The organism is Hymenobacter setariae (assembly GCF_007713685.1).
Lineage (GTDB): Bacteria > Bacteroidota > Bacteroidia > Cytophagales > Hymenobacteraceae > Hymenobacter > Hymenobacter setariae.
Genome location: NZ_VMRJ01000001.1, coordinates 960,918 through 976,830 on the forward strand (window position 1 = coordinate 960,918; position 15,913 = coordinate 976,830).

Annotated in this window: 11 protein-coding genes; 5 read left to right on the plus strand and 6 right to left on the minus strand. The window is 58.6% G+C overall.

The genetic code is table 11. The features are described from left to right. Positions 1–4 precede the first annotated feature (4 nt). From FNT36_RS04050 to FNT36_RS04060, 3 genes are all read right to left on the minus strand, one after another. On the minus strand, positions 5–3,139 hold the full coding sequence (locus FNT36_RS04050) for a SusC/RagA family TonB-linked outer membrane protein (protein ID WP_144844602.1): 3,135 nt from the start codon (positions 3,137–3,139) through the stop codon (positions 5–7). Positions 3,140–3,911: 772 nt separating this feature from the next. Continuing rightward, entirely contained in the window at positions 3,912–8,111 is a 4,200-nt protein-coding gene (locus FNT36_RS04055) for a two-component regulator propeller domain-containing protein (protein ID WP_144844604.1), read from the minus strand. A gap of 262 nt (positions 8,112–8,373) precedes the next feature. After that, on the minus strand, positions 8,374–9,315 hold the full coding sequence (locus tag FNT36_RS04060; RefSeq protein ID WP_144844606.1) for an NAD(P)-dependent alcohol dehydrogenase: 942 nt from the start codon (positions 9,313–9,315) through the stop codon (positions 8,374–8,376). Positions 9,316–9,608: 293 nt separating this feature from the next. Here FNT36_RS04060 and FNT36_RS04065 point away from each other — a divergent pair, with 293 nt between their 5' ends. Continuing rightward, the gene (locus FNT36_RS04065; protein WP_144844608.1) at positions 9,609–10,109 is read left to right on the plus strand and encodes a cupin domain-containing protein; all 501 of its coding nucleotides are present in this window, start codon (positions 9,609–9,611) and stop codon (positions 10,107–10,109) included. Between the two features lie 6 nt (positions 10,110–10,115). Here FNT36_RS04065 and FNT36_RS04070 read toward each other — a convergent pair whose 3' ends face one another. Next, on the minus strand, positions 10,116–11,096 hold the full coding sequence (locus FNT36_RS04070; RefSeq protein ID WP_144844610.1) for a helix-turn-helix transcriptional regulator: 981 nt from the start codon (positions 11,094–11,096) through the stop codon (positions 10,116–10,118). Between the two features lie 245 nt (positions 11,097–11,341). Between FNT36_RS04070 and FNT36_RS04075 the strand changes: the two genes are divergently transcribed. The 4 genes from FNT36_RS04075 (at position 11,342) to FNT36_RS04090 (ending at position 14,561) form a co-directional block, all read left to right on the plus strand. Further along, on the plus strand, positions 11,342–11,596 hold the full coding sequence (locus FNT36_RS04075) for an autorepressor SdpR family transcription factor (RefSeq protein ID WP_144844612.1): 255 nt from the start codon (positions 11,342–11,344) through the stop codon (positions 11,594–11,596). Positions 11,597–11,614: 18 nt separating this feature from the next. Next, positions 11,615–12,271 (plus strand): SdpI family protein, encoded by a 657-nt coding sequence (locus tag FNT36_RS04080; RefSeq protein ID WP_144844614.1) that lies wholly within the window; start codon positions 11,615–11,617, stop codon positions 12,269–12,271. Positions 12,272–12,387: 116 nt separating this feature from the next. After that, a complete protein-coding gene (locus FNT36_RS04085) occupies positions 12,388–13,404 on the plus strand; it encodes a hypothetical protein (protein ID WP_144844616.1) in 1,017 nt (338 codons plus the stop codon). Positions 13,405–13,646: 242 nt separating this feature from the next. Beyond that, positions 13,647–14,561, plus strand: a complete 915-nt coding sequence (locus FNT36_RS04090; RefSeq protein ID WP_144844618.1) for a hypothetical protein — start codon at positions 13,647–13,649, stop codon at positions 14,559–14,561. Between the two features lie 171 nt (positions 14,562–14,732). Here FNT36_RS04090 and FNT36_RS04095 read toward each other — a convergent pair whose 3' ends face one another. Further along, positions 14,733–15,209 (minus strand): hypothetical protein, encoded by a 477-nt coding sequence (locus tag FNT36_RS04095; RefSeq protein WP_144844620.1) that lies wholly within the window; start codon positions 15,207–15,209, stop codon positions 14,733–14,735. A gap of 78 nt (positions 15,210–15,287) precedes the next feature. Next, positions 15,288–15,875: a Crp/Fnr family transcriptional regulator gene (locus tag FNT36_RS04100; protein ID WP_144844622.1), complete on the minus strand. Its 588-nt coding sequence runs from the start codon at positions 15,873–15,875 to the stop codon at positions 15,288–15,290. Positions 15,876–15,913: the final 38 nt, after the last annotated feature.

Consider the following 15,913-nt stretch of genomic DNA (forward strand, 5'->3'; position numbering starts at 1 on the left):
TAGGTTAAAAGTTCGCATTCAGGCCGACCGAGAATACCTGCTGCTGGAAGTAGTTCTGGTTGTTGCTGCTATTATCTGGGTCAATAGTTTCCCGGATGTAGGGCGTCCAGGTCAGCAGGTTCTGCCCCGACACGAAGAGGCGCACCGACTTGAGGGCGTTGTGCAGCAGCGCGCTGTCGAAGGTGTAGCCGACCTCCGCACTCTTGAGGCGCACGAAGGCGTTATTGCGTATCCACCAAGAGGATGACTGGGTATTGTTGGCCGTGGGGGTGCCAGTCAGGCGAGGGTAGAGCGTGTTGGTGCGCTCGGGCGTCCAGTACTCCTCGAAGGCCAAGGTAGTAGCCGAGCTCGACTCGTCGAAAGGCCGCACGTGGTAGCCATTCAGGTAGATGTTGCTACGGGCCGTACCCTGCACTAGAAAATCCAGGTCAAAGTTTTTGAAGCTCAGGCGCGGCGCCAGGCCGTAAATAATTTGGGGCGTCTGCGATTTGCCAATGACCGTCTGGTCGTTCACGTCAATCTTGCCGTCGCCATTCAGGTCGGCATACTGGATGTCGCCGGCCCGCACCGGGCCGAAGGTGGGCACCGGGATACCGGCCTTGAGGGTGGTGCCATCGGCGGTGAAGTCGCTGGTGCTGAAGTAACCTAGAGCCTCGTAGCCAAACTGCGTGCCGATGGGCCGGCCGGCAATGCGGCGGTTGGGGTTGTCGTAGGTGGCACTGGTTTCAAAGATGTTTACCTGGGTGTTGCGGGCGTAGGTGAAGGTGCCCGTCACGTCTAGGTTCCAGTTCTTGCCGAAATGGCGCGAGCTGCGTACCGTCAGGTCGAGGCCGCGGTTAGTGATAACACCCGCATTCACCAACCCTACCCCCACGCCATACTCGCCGGGCAGCACACTGGCGCGGGTGGTCAGCACGTTGGCGCGCTTCTCGTAAAAGAAATCTACTTCCAGGTTCAGCAGCCCTTTCCACAGCGAGGTTTCGAGGCCGATGTCTGTTTTGTTGGCTCGCTCCCAGGTAATGTCGGGATTACCCTGGCGCGCCTCGTACAGGCCTTGCACTGCGGTGCCGCCTATCACGCCGGCCGGGCTATAGGGAGTGTACGGGCTGAGGTACTGAAAATCAGCGATGTTGCCATTGATGTACGGAAATGCCCCCGACTGCCCCCACGACCCGCGCAGCTTCAAGTTGTCGAGCCAGGTGTAGCGGTTTTTCAGGAAGCTTTCCTCGCTTATCCGCCAGCCGGCTGAGAATGCCGGGAAGAAGCCGAAGCGCCGGCCGGGCGCAAACACGTAGCTGCCGTCGTAGCGGCCCGAGGCCTCAAAGAGATACTTGCCGGCGTAGGCGTAGGTGGCGCGGTAGATGAGACCTAGTTGCTTTCTCTTGTAGGAGCTGCCCCCGTTGGTAGCGTCGGATGCGCCTGGACCGCCAAAATCCAGCTCGTCAATCGACGTGTTGTAGTTGACGCGGGAAGCCTGAAACTGCTGGTGCGTCAGATTGCGCGACTCCACCACCGCCAGGCCCGTTACCTCACTCTTGCCGAAGGTGTTGGCGTAGTTCAGGTAGCCCTGGTAGGTGAAGGCCCAGTCCTGCGCGTAGTACTCCGTAAACGAGGGTTTGGTATTGCCCTGCGTGCCCTGCTTATAGGTGTAGGGGGTAGTGCTGGTATCGACGTTGTAGAACGTGATGGGGGTCCTGTAGATGCGCTGAAACGAGCTACTGGGGTCAAAGCTGGCAGTGCCCTTAATACTGAGACCTTTGATAAAAGGCAGCTGCTGCTCAATCAGGAACTGGGCCTGCAACGTGGGGTTTTGATTTACCTGGGTGCCGCTGCCGTAAATCTCGCCAATTAGCGACTCGGCGATGTAGCCCGAGGGCAGCCCGTTGCTGTAGCGCACGGGGGTAGTGGGGGCTTGGCGCTGCGCCTGCCGCAGGATGGATCCGGCCCCAAACGTGGGAAAATGCTGCATCTCCACCCAGCCATTCAGCGACAAGCCCACGCGGGTGGTGCTGGTGGCCTCGGCCGTCACGCTCAGCGAGGCGTTGTACTTATCGAGGTAAGTGGGGTCCCACATGCCCTGCTGGTGGGTGTAGCCCAGCGACGTGAAGTACTGCACCTTGTCGCCGCCGCCTGCCAGCGACAGGTTGTGGTAAGTGAGGATGCGGTTTTTCTTGATAACGTCACGCAGCGGCTCGCCGTCGGGGTGCCCGTCGGGGTCCGAATGGTCCTGGAACTTCTGCAAGTCATCGGGCGAGTACGGCAGCGTGCGGTTGGGGTCGTTGGGGAAGTCGTTGGCTACCGTGGCGTTGCGCATCAGCGCGTACTGGTAGGAGTTGACGAACCTAGGCAGCCGCGTCGGGTTCTGAATGCCCACGTAGCCATTGTAAGAGAGCTGCGGCGGCCCTTTGCGGCCCCGCTTGGTGGTGATGAGCACCACGCCATTAGCGCCGGCCACGCCGTAGGGGGCTACGGCGGCGGCGTCTTTGAGCACCGTAATAGTTTCAATAGTATTCGGGTCGAGCCGGCTAAAGTCGCGCGGCACGTTGTCCACGATGTACAGCGGCTGGGTGCCGCCGGTCGTGCCCACGCCGCGAATCTGAATGTTGGCCCCATCGAACCCCGGCTCGCCCCCACCCTGCGTCGAGATGACGCCCGCCACGCGCCCCGCCAGCGAGTTGGTCAGGTTCACCACGGGCTTCTGCGCCACATCGGCGGCGGGCAGCGTGGACACGGCGGCCGTGGTCGAGGTTTTCTTCTGAGTGCCAAAGCCCACTACAACTACCTCGTCCAGCGAGTTGGCCTGCTCGTTGAGCTTAATGTCCACTTTGCCGCCATTCTTGGCTTCCACCTCTTGGCTGACAAACCCCACGAAGGAAAAGACCAGCGTGGTGCTGCCCTCTGGCAAACTCAGCGAGTATTTGCCCGCGCCGTCCGTCACTGTACCGACAGATTGGTTTTTGACCCGCACGCTCACGCCCGGCAGCGGCTCGCCCTTTTGGTCTACTACCTGGCCGCTCACGGGCACCGCCTGGTAGATGGCCGCCCTAGGTGGGGCAGCCGCCGCTGCCACGCCGGGCAGCAGGGCAAAAGACAATGAGAAATACAGGCCCGGTACTTTTTGGCGTATCGTCTTCTTCATGAAGTAGGAGGTTGGGTGGGAGAAACAGTAGCAGGTAGCTCGTCGCACGCTGTAGCCGCGCACGGCTCCGCCGGGCTGCGAAGCAGCGAGCATTTTTGGAAAGAAGTGTTGGGGGCTGATGCGACCGCGGCGTGTCGGCTGCTCAGCCGCAGAGCGGCAGACGCGCACCGGCTAAGACCAGCGCAATTGGTCGCCCTAGTCGATAATCAGCAGTAGTAAGAAAGCAGGTGGCTGGTGACTCTGCCAGCGTAAACTCGACCTAGAAACCGGTGGCGTCTTACCCGCCCTAGGTCATTGCGCGGCTCATGATTGTATCAAGGCTAATGGCATGAATTGCTCTTTCGGAACACTGCAAAACTATTGGGCCGTTTTTGACTTAACCCGGTATTTTCAGGTATAAAAACCGGGTCATTTTTGATAACAGCGATTAAGCAGCCACTGTTATATAATTGTTTTTCTGACATTTAATAAAAATCACAGGAAGAGGCCAGCTTTTAGCCCTCAGCGGAAGACCCGCCCTGCCGCCCACTCCTGGGCAGGAGAAATAGCCTCGGTCCCACTTTGCAAACCATGCCGGGAGTAAGCTAAGTGAGCCCCCATCTACCGAGATAACTCTCAGTAAATGGGGGCTCACTTAGCTAAGGAGCAAGTCAGCGACGGCACCTGGGCGGGCTTAATTGTGAGCCCAGCAGCCTAGGGTAAACAAGCAGCCTCAGCCCACCTCAAGGCGGCTCAGGCATACCCTTCCCCTACCCTAGGTCGGGGCCGGTCGCTAGCTAGCGGAAGCCGATGATTCTCGGCTGAGCCGATGCTGCCGAATATATTCGGAGGGCACTACACCGTAGATTTTCTGAAACGTTTTGCGGAAGTATTTCTCGTCCACGATGCCCACTTGGAAGGCAACTTCTGAGACGCGCATCTGGGTTTGGGCAAGTAGCTGGGCGGCGCGCTTCATGCGCACATCCCGAATAAACTCAACCGCCGTCTGACCCGTCACGCCCTTGAGGCGCCGGTAGCACAGCGACTGGCTCAGGCCCACCTCACGCGCCAGCATCTGCACGCTAAATTCGGGGTTGTCGAGGTTGCGCTCTACAGCGGCCATGGCCGCGTCCAGAAACTGCCGGTCGGCATCAGCTACCACGATTTCGGTGGGCTCCAGCAAAATCTGACGCTGGTAATATTCGCGCAGCTGCCAGCGGTTGCGCAGCAGCGTCTGCACCTTGGCTTGCAGCACCTGCGGGTTGAAAGGCTTGCTTACGTAATCGTCGGCCCCCACGCCTATGCCTTCTAGCTCGTGCAAGGCAGCGGTGCGAGCCGTGAGCAGTACCACCGGAATATGCCCGGTTTTGGGGTGCTGCTTGAGCTGCCGGCAGAGGTCTAAACCATCGCTGTGGGGCATCATCACATCCGAAATAATTAGGTCGGGCAAGTGACCTAGGGCTTTCTTCCAGCCTGCCTGGCCGTCCTCGGCGGTCAGCACCTCGTAGCTGTCCTCAAACAGCTGGCTCAGGTACTGCCGCACTTCGTCGTTGTCTTCTACCAGCAGCAGGCTCGGTAGCTTCGCCGCCAGCGCGGGAGGCCCTAGGTCGGGCTCGCTAGGCGGTAGCAAGGCCGGTGCGTCAGTGGCCAGCTCTGTGGTAGGGCTTTCAGGCTGCACGTCGTCGGGGTGCAGATGCTGGCGGCCGAAGGGCAGGCGCAGCTCGAAGGTAGTGCCCACCCCTTCCGTACTCACCACGTTAAGCCGGCCCTGGTGGCGCTCGGCAAACTGCTTGGCAAGCGACAAGCCAATACCTGTGCCCCCAATGCGCCGCGCCGCGGTGTGCGCCGCCTGGTAGTAGGGGTCAAAAATGCGCGCCAACTCACCGGCCCGAATACCGGTACCCGTGTCACTAACGGTGATTTCGAGATAATTACCAACCAGTTGCTCTTGGCTGTACACAGCTTCTCCACCCGGATTGCCGACAACTGTCGCGGCCAGCTCGACGCGGCCGTGGGCGGGTGTGTAGGTAAAGGCATTAGCCAGCAGGTTGGTCAGGATGATTTCCAGCTTGCTGCGGTCGAAGTACAGCCGCACCGGCTCGGCCGGGATGTCCAGCCCATAATCGATGCCCTTTTCCTCGGCTCGCAGGCGGAATACGGGGTAGAGGCTGGTCAAAAAGCTTATTGCATCATCATGGCTGGCACGCAGCGGCACGTGGCCCATTTCTACCTTCCGGAAATCCAGCAATTGGTTGACCAGCTCCAGCAGCTTGCGCGCCTGTCGGTGCATGAGTTGCAGCTTGTCCTGGCGCTTTGCCTCGCCTGACCCGGCACCGGTTATCAGCTCTTCGAGGGGCCCTAGGATAAGCGTGAGCGGCGTGCGCAGTTCGTGCGAGATGTTGGTGAAGAAGCCAAGCTTTAGGTCAGTCAGTTCCTTTTCTTTCTCCGCCTGAAACTGCTCTAGCACCAGCTGGCTCTGCAAGCGCTGCTGCCTTAGCTCTATGCGTCGGTAAATGGCAACGGCGCCTAGGGCGGCTAGGGCATACAATAGGTATGCCCACCCGGTGCGGTACCAGGGCGCGAGCACCGTAAACTGCATCGAGGCCGGCTGCCGCGACCACACGCCCTCGCCGTTGCTGGCCTTCACGCGCAGGGTGTAATGGCCAGGCGGCAGGTTGGCAAAGCTGGCAGTGCGCTGGCCCGCCGCCGGCTGCACCCAGCCGTGGTGGTAGCCTTCTAACTGGTACGCGTAGCGGGTTTTTTGCGGGCTGGCGAAGTTCAGGGCCACAAAATCAACCGAGAAATCGTTTTCCGACGCCTTAATAGTTAGCTGCTGTGGCACGGCCAGGGCTTGCGCCAGCAGTACCCGGCCGTGCAGTTGGGTGCCCACTCCTACTGGCTCGTTGTGCACGCGCAGGCCGGTCAACTGCACCACGGGAGGATACGGATTAGGCTGAACAGCCCGCGGCTGAAAGTAGCTAATACCATTTTTACCACCGAAGTAAAGCGTGCCATCTTGCGCCCGGTAGGCGGCCCCCACCTTAAAAGCGTTGCTCTGCAACCCGTCCGATACGTCGTAGCGCAGGTACTGGCCGGTGCCGGGTCGGAAACGGTAGAGTCCGGTCCCCCCCACCCAGAGATTGCCGTCATCGTCGGCCAGCAAACTCTCTACTTCGCTCTCCGGAAGCTCCGGCTGGTACGAGCGTACCATCTCCCTACCCTTGGCATCAGTCACAAGCTGGTGCAGCCCCCCGCCGATAGTACCAATCCAGAGCGCTCCCTGCCGGTCAAAAAGCAACGGCCACGTGTAGTTTACTTGCAGACGCTGCCCTGGCGGCGAGTGATAAGCAAATTGCCGCATTACGACCACCGAGTCGAGCGTGACGCGCAGCTTGAGCAGCCCCGCGTCGCAGGTGCTCGCCCACAGCACGTCTTTCGTGCGGTCGTAGAGCAGGTACGTGAACTGCGCAGTGGGCAGCGGGTGGTGGGGAGCCGAGTAGGCATTCAACAACCTTCCATCCTGGGTGAGGTGGTACAGCCCCCCCTCGCGAGTTCCTAGCCAGAGCATGCCGTACCGGTCTTCGGCGATGCTTTCGATACTAAGTTGGCTCAGCTCTAGAGCCCCTTTGCCCACGGTCGTATACGTTGTCCAGTGGTCGTGGCCATGGATGCGGGTAAGTGCCATCAGGCCATTGCCGCGGGTGCCAAACCATAGCGTCCCGTTAGAGCTTTGAAAGATGGATAACACGTTGCCCTCCGAAGCGTCGGGCTGCTGGTTGAAGTAGTAACCAAACTGCCTAGTTGTCAAGTTGTAACACGCAGCCCCATTACGTGTGCCGTACCAGAGCAAGTTGCGCGCTTCCTCTTTATAAATGGCGTTGACATAGTTATTGGGCAGCGTAGCTTGGCCCAACAACTGCTGGCGAATGCGTCCAAAAGGCTTCTGCCGCAGATTTACCCAATTAAGTCCCCCAGCTGCCGCGCACAGCCACAGCAGCTGGTTGCGGTCCTCAAAAATCTGGTAGACCTGCTCGGCATTGAGGCTATGCGTTTCCCCATCACTAGGCAGAAAGCGGTGCGGTGGGGTAGGCTGCAGAGGCGGGTAATTGGCGGCCGGCGGCCCGGGCTCCCACACGTAAAGCCCATAGATAGTGCCCACCCACAGGCGGTTAAACGAGTCAAGATGCAGCGACTGCAAAAACGGCAGCCGCTGCGGCAAGGCTGTGGCCGTCAACTCTTCCGGGCGGCGGCCCGCCGCGCCGTGCACCCACAGTACCGTATGGTTGGTACCCACCCACAGGTCACCACGGCGGTCTAGGTGCAGAGCCCGTACGCTGGCCGTGGCAACGGGGGTAGCGCGGGCTACCGGCCGGGCCGCAGTGGCATCCACCACCTGTAGGCCCACGTTGTACGCGCCTACCCAGAGGTTGCCTTGCTGGTCAATGGCCAAGGCGCTCACAGTAAATGCCTGCCTTGGCGCTGCCGCTGGGGGGATAAGTGCCAAGCTCTGCACCTGCTGGTGGTCCGGCCCGAGGGTTAGCACAAATAACCCTTGGCTGGTGCCCACCCAAAGCCGGCCCCGCGTGTCGGACACCAGCGACGACACATCTGCCTGCGCCAAATGGCGCAGCAGGCGCCGCTCAGGCGGCGACACCGACTGCGCGGCCAGGCTCCGAAAACGGTCATGGCTGGCGTCGTAAAAACTTAGGCCGGCGCGCTCGGTACCCACCCAAAGCTGACCCGCCCGGTCGGAGTATAGTATTCGGATACGATTGGCCGACAATCCATTTAGTGCGTTTACTGGCAGGGCATACGGCTTTAGCTCATAGCCATCGTAGCGGTCTAGGCCGTGGTTGGTGCCCACCCAAATAAAGCCGGTCTTATCCTGCGTGACGGCCGTGGCGTCACTATGCGCGAGGCCCTCATCCACACTAAGGTGCTCGAAGCGGAACTCACTCGGTAGAGCAGGTTGGGCCACAGCGGCCGGCGCCATGCCCAAGAGGCAGGTCAGCAGAACCCAGCCCCAAAGGCTATTAAAGCAGGAGTAGCGCTTATTGCGGTGCTCAAGCAGGCCAACAAGTAATGAGGGAAACGAGCGTAACAAGAATGACTGGACGAGCTAGGAATATGTTCAGCGACAGGTAACGAATATAACGCAGAGGCTGAGATAGCCAGGAAGCTGTGTAGCAGCCGACTGTAGGCTGCCAGTCTCGCTCCGCTGCGTTCTAGACGTCAGACCTAGCTGGCTGCTACTCTCAGCCGAGCACTACCACGGCTTTGCCTTTCACTTTACCCTGGCTGGTCTCCTGGTAGGCCTGCCGGACGTTGGCTAGGTCATACACCTGCTCCACCGGAATTTGCAGCCCGTCCTGAGCGAAGCTTGCTAGGGTGTTGAGGCCCGCCGCTGTGGGCTTCAGGATAAGAATCTTGCGCTTTCTAGATGAGAAAAGGTTGTGAAAAAATGAAAGAACAAGGCTTTGCGGCGAAGGCAGCGTATTGACAAACGTGGCCCCAGGCTTCAGTAGCTTCTTGGCCGCTTTAAAGGTGAGCTTGTCTGACAGGTCAATAACAGCGTCAAACTGCTGCGTCAACTGGCGGACATCCTGCTTGGTGTAATCAATGACTACATCTGCCCCCAGCTGGGTGGCCCGTTGCACACCCGCTGGGCCGACCACGGCTGTGACCCGAGCGCCGCGTTTTTTAGCCAGCTGAATGGCAAACATCCCCACGCCTCCGGTCGCCCCATTTATCAATACCTCGTGGCCCCGGCCAATGACGGCCAACTGGTCGACAATCTGTAAAGCAGCCAGTCCAGCTACCGGCAGAGATGCTGCCTGGTCAAACGAAATAGCAGCTGGCTTAGGCGCAATAACTGCCTCCGTGACAACGACATAGTCGGCTAAGGCCCCACCTTTGAAAACGTCCAGCAGGCCGAATACGGAGTCGCCCAATCGAAAGCGTGTGACGCCAGGGCCCACCTGGGCAACGACGCCCGCAAAGTCGATGCCGACGCCCTTGGGCAGCTTTGACCCCGACAAGAGCTTCATTTCGCCCCGGTAAATTTTCCAATCCAGGGGGTTAATGGAAGTCGCTTTTACTTGAATCAGCAGCTGATTTTTGGCGATGGTGGGGGTAGGTTGTTCTTGCACCTCCAGGACTTGTTCGTCACCAAATCGGTTATACAGTACTTTACGCATGGCGTTGGGTAAGTGAAAATGTGAGGTAGGAATGGGCGGCTTTTGAGCGAGGCGCCCAGCGTCGTTGCCACGAGGTCACCTAGGCCCTAGTTCTGGCTCAGGCTATTGTGGGTCTCAAATCGCTTGGCAAAGGTGGGCGGCCTGTGGCCCCTACCCCTACTCCAAAAAGGCAGAAAATCAGCTCTATCGGGCAACTAAACCAGGCTGTCGCATTGGACTGTTTTTGTGCCTTTTTGGAGTAGTACCAGGGGCCGCGGCCCCCTCACCTTTGCCCCACACTTTTACTCCTCCACATGGAAACGCACAAGCAGTCCCCCGTTACCCTAGGGCCCGAGCAGGGCGAAACGCTGGCCGTGATGGGCAGCAACTACCGCATTCTGGCCGGCGGCAAAGACACGGCCGGCACCTACGCCACCATCGACATGCTGGTGCCGCCTGGCGGTGGCCCCGGCCCGCACGCCCACGCCGACATCGAGGAAACCTTCTTCGTGGTAGCGGGCGAGGTAGAAGTCAAATCGGAGGCTGGCACGTACACAGCGGCGGCTGGCTCGTTTATCCGCATTCCTAAGGGGGGCGTGGTGCACGGCTTCAAAAACAAAAGCACGCAGCCGGCCCGGCTGCTGTGCACGGTGGTGCCAGCGGGTTTGGAAGAGTTCTTCCAGGAAATCGGCGAGCCGGTAGCCCCCGGCCAGTTTCTACCGCCGCCGGTGCTCGACGCGGCAGCTATCCAGCGCATTCAGGCGCTGGCTCAGGAGTACGGGCAGCAGGTGTTCCCGCCCAATTACCTCGGCTAACACCCCCTAGGACTGCGCGTAGCGCTTGGGGTTGAGGCCGTAATGCTTCTCAAACAGTCGGCTGAAATGGCTTAGGTTGGAAAAGCCCAGCTCGTAGCCTACCTCGGCCACCGAGTGCTGACCCTGTTTCAGCAAAAAAGCCGCTTCCTTCATGCGGGCCTGCTGGTAGTAGGTGTACACCGAGCTGCCGAAGGTCTGCTTGAAGAGCTGCTTGAGCTTGGTTTCGCTCATGGCCGCCTGCTGGGCCAGCTCGCGCAACACGGGCGGCGTGCTGAGGTCGCTAAGCAGCAGGTTGTGCACTTGTAGCAACCGCTCGGCGTCGGCGCTGTTGATAGGCTGGTGCGGGGCCGATTCGCGCAGCACCAGCTGCCGAAATACCAGGTACAGCAGCTCCTGCACCTTCACCTGGGTATAGAAATGACTGAGGCTGTCCTGCTGGTTTACTTCCGTGATGTGCTTGAGCAACAGCTTGGCTTCGGCCGTCATCCGCTCGAAAAACAGAAACGAGTTGTCCGCTTCCGTTAGGGTGCTCAGCACCGCATGAGACTCGCTACCCGCCAGCATCGCCTTCAGCCGGGGTGCTTTGATGGCGACCACCAAGTAATGCACAGCGTGGTGCGCAGGGAAGCAGATAGTGGAGCTCAAATCATTGGAAGTCAGCTGAACTGCCGACTCGTCGCGCTGCGAAAACCGGACCTGCGCATGGTTGGTGTAGGCAATGTCCAGCGGCTGCTCGTTATTGTAGAAGAAGATAGTAATCTGGTCGCTGCCCCCACCAAATGCCTGGCGCTTGATAAGCAGGTCTTCGCGCAGCACATAGCGATGAATAGTGAGCTTGAAGTCGGCCCCGAACAGCAACTTGCGCACGTAGCCTTGGCCTAGGTGCTCGGGCAGCACCACCTGGCCTAGGTGCTCGGGCACCTGCAGGTACTGCGCAAACTGGGTGATAAAATCAAAATCGGGCGTCGCAAAGAAACTGAACGTCATTCTGGGTAACGAGGGTAGCGACTACTGAGCAAGGCCCTGATGCCACTTATAGGCTTGCTCAGTGCCCTTGCCAAAGCAGGGCCCAAGTGGAGAGCGAATATAGAGAACTGCCGAAAACAATAGCCGCTTATTAGCTCAGGACTACTTGCTACACATTGATACATTAGCTCAACTAGCTGATGTTTATTTATAGTGTTAGGCTCGACTAATTAGATGAATATCTAATTAGCAAGTATATTAGGGCGATGAATTTGCTGTTCAAGGCCCTACATGACCCGACACGACGCGCCATTTTGGAATTGCTCCGTGAGGGCCCACTGACGGCTGGCGACATCGCCGAGCAATTTCACCTGTCCAAACCTACCATTAGCCACCACCTCGACTTGCTCCGCCAAGCTGAATTGGTGACTAGCCATAAGCAAGGACTATACATTACTTATTCCTTGACTACAACCGTCCTGGATGACCTCCTGAGCTGGCTGCTGCAGTTCAAGTCCTAACTATTAGCTGGTTTTCTTATGAAACGTTCGCTTTCTATTTGGCACTTGCTATCATTTCTTGTGCTGGTGTTACCTACGCTGTATTTGATTTGGGCCTGGCCGGCGCTACCCTCCCGTATTCCCTCTCATTTCGGCATCGGTAGCATTGATAACTACACCAGCCGCAGCCATGTATGGCTGCTTACTTCGGCCCTGCCAATTGGTACGTATCTGATACTGACTTTTCTGCCTCGCTTTGACCCACGCCGACGGCTAGCGGCCGATAGCCGCAGCTTTCACAAACTATCGCTGCTACTAGTAGCAGGCCTTAGTGCGTCAGCTTGTTATTGCCTCTACCTAGCCTTGCATCCCGAGCAATTACCCGACTGGAAAATGGGAGCTGGCATCTCCTTATTTCTAGCTTTGGTCGGCAACTACCTCACGACCGTGCAACCCAACTATTTCCTAGGTATCCGCACGCCGTGGGCATTGGAGAGCGATATTGTTTGGCTAAAAACGCATCGGCTTGTAGGTCGCCTACTCTTTGGAGGTGGGCTGGGCCTCCTGGCCTTGGCAGTACTAGGCCCGCTGACATGGTTTGAGCCTGCCTTATTACTCGTAGTACTGGGCATAGTAGGGTTAAGCTATGGCTACTCCTATTGGCTCTACCAGCAGCTCCTGGCCTCAAATACTTAGTTAGTTGTTCCTGCCTTCGAGTCCCTGGGACTTACAGAAGGTAGACAGCCCTAGGCCTTTCCATTCCAGCGATTATATGCGTAGCTTCCAGGCTTAGGCCACTTAGTCGTTTGCTTATGACTGTTTCGTACTCGCTAGGTCGCCTTCGACCTGCTCTCTGGTTTGGATTTCTGCTACTGCTGCTTATCGGCATAGAGCTGATGATTACCACCTCGGTACTCTTCAGTCAACGCCCCATACTCCCCTACGCGGTTACCTTCGACCTACTCGTTGGCATACCTGCTCTTTTCTATTGGCTAATGGTGCGGCGCTATCAGCTGCCCCTCAGCAGTTTGGTCGGCGTAATAGGAGCCTGTCTAGCACTGGCTTATTGGCTATTACCAGTTGCCCAGCAGGCCCCGCTGCAAGCCTTACATTTCTTGCCGGCCCTCTTGGAGGGTACTACGCTACTGCTACTCGTGGCCAAAGGCCGGCGACTCGTGCGAAGCTACCAGCAAGCGTATCAACAGCAGCCGCACTTCTGGCCCTGTGCGCAACTCACTGTGCAGCAAACGCTAGGGGCAGCAGGCGTCTTACTCGTCGCAGAGGTCGAAATGCTGCGCTATGCCGTGCTCGGCTGGTGGTCTCAGCCCGAAATAACACCGCAAGCCACGGTCTTTACTTCCTATCGTGACTCAGGCTTTACGGCCTTCGCCAGTGTGCTAGGCATTGCGTTAGTGGTTGAAACGGTTGTGGTGCATCTGCTAGCCTCTTTATGGAGTGCGCACCTCGCGGGCTGGCTCTTGCTGGTTGATGCTTACACACTAATTATGCTCCTGGCCCATGCGCATGCCGTCCGGTTACGGCCTGTGCTGCTCACGGCTGATACGTTGCACCTACATGTGGGCTCTGTATGGCAGTTGACGGTGCCAGTAGCAGAACTAGTAGCTGTTGTGCCCTTACGTGACAATCCTACGCCGGCCCCTGACCTGCTTAATCTAACGAAGCTACTTTTCACGCCCCCAAACCTATTACTCACCTTTAGCCAGCCAGTTACTATAAAAGGCCCTTATGGTATCCAACGTACAGGTAGGCGCTTAGCTATATATCTCGACCAGCCACACCAGTTTGTGGAAGCATGGAAACTACAATAGTCTTTGACTGGCTACCAAGCAACAAACTACGCTGTAAGGCGGGCTAGGTTGCTCGCTTTTAGAGCCAGACCGACTACTCTTCACCAATGGTTTTCATTCAGTGTAATGTGAAACCTAGGATGAGTAGCCGCCCCAAGAAGGTGGCTGGCCGAGCTGCTGCTGGCAAAGCCCGCTTTCCCGCCCTACTTTGCGCGCCAAACGTGACAAAGCTGGTGCAGCCTCGCTTCTTCTTGCACTAGCCGGTGGCGCGTCCCTTCATGAACCGCGTGTTCACTTTTCTGAAAAGCCGGGAGTTTTACTTAGGCCTGTGTCGCTACGGCTTGGGCTTGACCATGATTCCCTACGCTGTTTCTAAGCTCCTGCAGCTGCAATTCGTTGTGCTGCCCCTGCACACGTGGCAGCAGCCGCTCGAGCAGCTCCCGGGCCCGCTTCTAGCATGGGCGTTTCTGGGGCATGCGGGTTGGTTTCAGGTGCTGCTGGGGGTGCTGGAGCTGGTGCCCGCGCTACTGCTGCTATTTCGGCGCACGACCCTACTAGGGGCCATGCTGCTACTGCCCCTGACGCTGAACGTGCTGCTAGTCAACGAGGCGTTTACCCTCTGGCCCGAAACCCGTCTTACAGCGCAAGTACTGCTGGTCCTGAACGTGGGTCTACTGGTGTTTGAGTGGTCTAACATCAAGGCTATCTTACTTATCATCTTACAGCGCGAGCGCACGTACCGCCTCAACGGCTGGGAAACGGGCATTAACCTGTTACTGGTCGCAGTGGTGGCAGGCCTGATAGGCAGTCAGTTGCTAGATTACGCCCGCCAATCCGACGAACTGACCGGCGACTGGCACCACCGCCACCCTAACGAGTGGGTATTGCAGCCCGAGCCGGCCAATCCGGTTGACCGCCAGCGAAGCTACTTCGGCACGTATGGCAGCTACGAAGAGGCTGGCCCGGCAGGCCTCAACAAGCGCCTCAGCTGGTACAAGCTCGACCGCCAACACCACCAGCTACAGCTCGGCCCTAGGCCCGACAGCGTGGCCCAAACCTATACCTACGCGCTGGTAGGCGACTCGCTGCTGACGCTGCAGCCGGTGGCCGGCGCGGCGGGCAGCCCGCCGGTACTCAAGACATTTAGGCGGCGCGTCCTCAACACAGGTGCCAGGTAAGCCAACTGCTAGCAGCTCGATTGCCTCGCCCAAAAATGCTCGAGCCACTAAGGAGTTTCCGCGCCGACTTGAACAGCTGGGGCGTGTCGTCTACCATCGCGACGACACGCCCCAGCTTTTGCCACTTGACAAGCCTTGCAGCTATTGGCTATCGCCCAGCAATGCGCCGCATTAGTAGTTTGTCTCCTGGGCCGTCAGCCCACGCAGATAGCCCGTATCAGCTTCCCCCTGGGTGCTCGGACGGGTAAGCAACAGCAGGCGCCAGTCGGCCAGGGCAGCCCGGCGGATAGGTGCCACCTGATTAATGTAAAACTCGCTCTCCACCCAGCGCCGAAAAACGCCTAGGTTCCGGTATTCTACCAGGGCGACGGCGTCCCACTGCTCGCCGGGTAAGCCGGCGAGTTGTGCCTGGGCTGTACCCTGAAAGACGATGGTGAACTCAGCTGGGTCATTGTACTGTAGAAAGGCGTCAACGTACGCCTGAAATGCTTGCTGCCCAGTAAGTGGCGGCTCAGTGGTGGGGGCGTTGTAGGCGGCCTGGGCGCGGTAACGCAGCAGATTGAGCATCACGACGGGCTGCTCAGCAGGCAAGGCCGCCGCGGCGGCTACTATGGCGTCGAGACGCAGGTCGGGAGGGGTATCCAGCATTGCAGGAGGTAGCTTAAAAAGTAGTAAAACGTGGCTGCAAAGCACGCTTTGCTACTCCTCCCTCCTACTTAAACTACTTTAAGAACGTGTCGGCGGAGTATGCTTGCGGCGCAACATGCTCAAAAACTCGGGCGTGACGCCTAGGTAAGCCGCAATATGCCTTTGCGCCACGCGGTTGAGGAGGCGTGGGTATTGCCGATGGAAGCGCGTGAAGCGCGCCTCGGCCGTCAGGCGCAGCATCGACACCAGCCGGCGCTCGAGCAACTGGTAGCCCCTTTGGGAAAGCAGCCGGAAGAAGCGCTCAAACTTGGGCACCTGGGTGCATAACTGCTCCAAATCGGGCAAACTGAGCGAGAAGAGGCTAGTCGTTTCTAAGGCTTGCAGGGCCAGCGTGGCCCGGCCACCCTCAAAAAAACTGGCCGAGTCGGTGCACCACCAACCCTCGGTCGAGAAAGCCAGATTGTGTTCTCGCCCTTGGGCATCGGTCGTGTACGTGCGCACGCAGCCACTTTCTACAAACCAGAGACTAGCAGCCCGCTCGCCCATTACCAGCAGGTGTTCGCCGCTCGCCACTTGCTGCGTGCCCAGCAGGTGGGTGAAGGAGAGAGCCTCCTCAGGCGTCAGAGTGATGTGGAGGGCTACATTAGCTAATATCTGCTGGTACATAGGGGCATAAGAAATAAGGTGGCTCTAGGAACGCGGGT

What these genes read in the sequence shown, in the direction of transcription:
- FNT36_RS04050 (WP_144844602.1), bottom strand. Translation starts at nt 3,139, where the DNA reads ATGAAGAAGACGATACGCCAAAAAGTACCGGGCCTGTATTTCTCATTG.
- FNT36_RS04085 (WP_144844616.1), top strand. Translation starts at nt 12,388, where the DNA reads ATGACTGTTTCGTACTCGCTAGGTCGCCTTCGACCTGCTCTCTGGTTT.
- FNT36_RS04055 (WP_144844604.1), bottom strand. Translation starts at nt 8,111, where the DNA reads ATGGCGCCGGCCGCTGTGGCCCAACCTGCTCTACCGAGTGAGTTCCGC.
- FNT36_RS04080 (WP_144844614.1), top strand. Translation starts at nt 11,615, where the DNA reads ATGAAACGTTCGCTTTCTATTTGGCACTTGCTATCATTTCTTGTGCTG.
- FNT36_RS04070 (WP_144844610.1), bottom strand. Translation starts at nt 11,096, where the DNA reads ATGACGTTCAGTTTCTTTGCGACGCCCGATTTTGATTTTATCACCCAG.
- FNT36_RS04095 (WP_144844620.1), bottom strand. Translation starts at nt 15,209, where the DNA reads ATGCTGGATACCCCTCCCGACCTGCGTCTCGACGCCATAGTAGCCGCC.
- FNT36_RS04075 (WP_144844612.1), top strand. Translation starts at nt 11,342, where the DNA reads ATGAATTTGCTGTTCAAGGCCCTACATGACCCGACACGACGCGCCATT.
- FNT36_RS04100 (WP_144844622.1), bottom strand. Translation starts at nt 15,875, where the DNA reads ATGTACCAGCAGATATTAGCTAATGTAGCCCTCCACATCACTCTGACG.
- FNT36_RS04060 (WP_144844606.1), bottom strand. Translation starts at nt 9,315, where the DNA reads ATGCGTAAAGTACTGTATAACCGATTTGGTGACGAACAAGTCCTGGAG.
- FNT36_RS04065 (WP_144844608.1), top strand. Translation starts at nt 9,609, where the DNA reads ATGGAAACGCACAAGCAGTCCCCCGTTACCCTAGGGCCCGAGCAGGGC.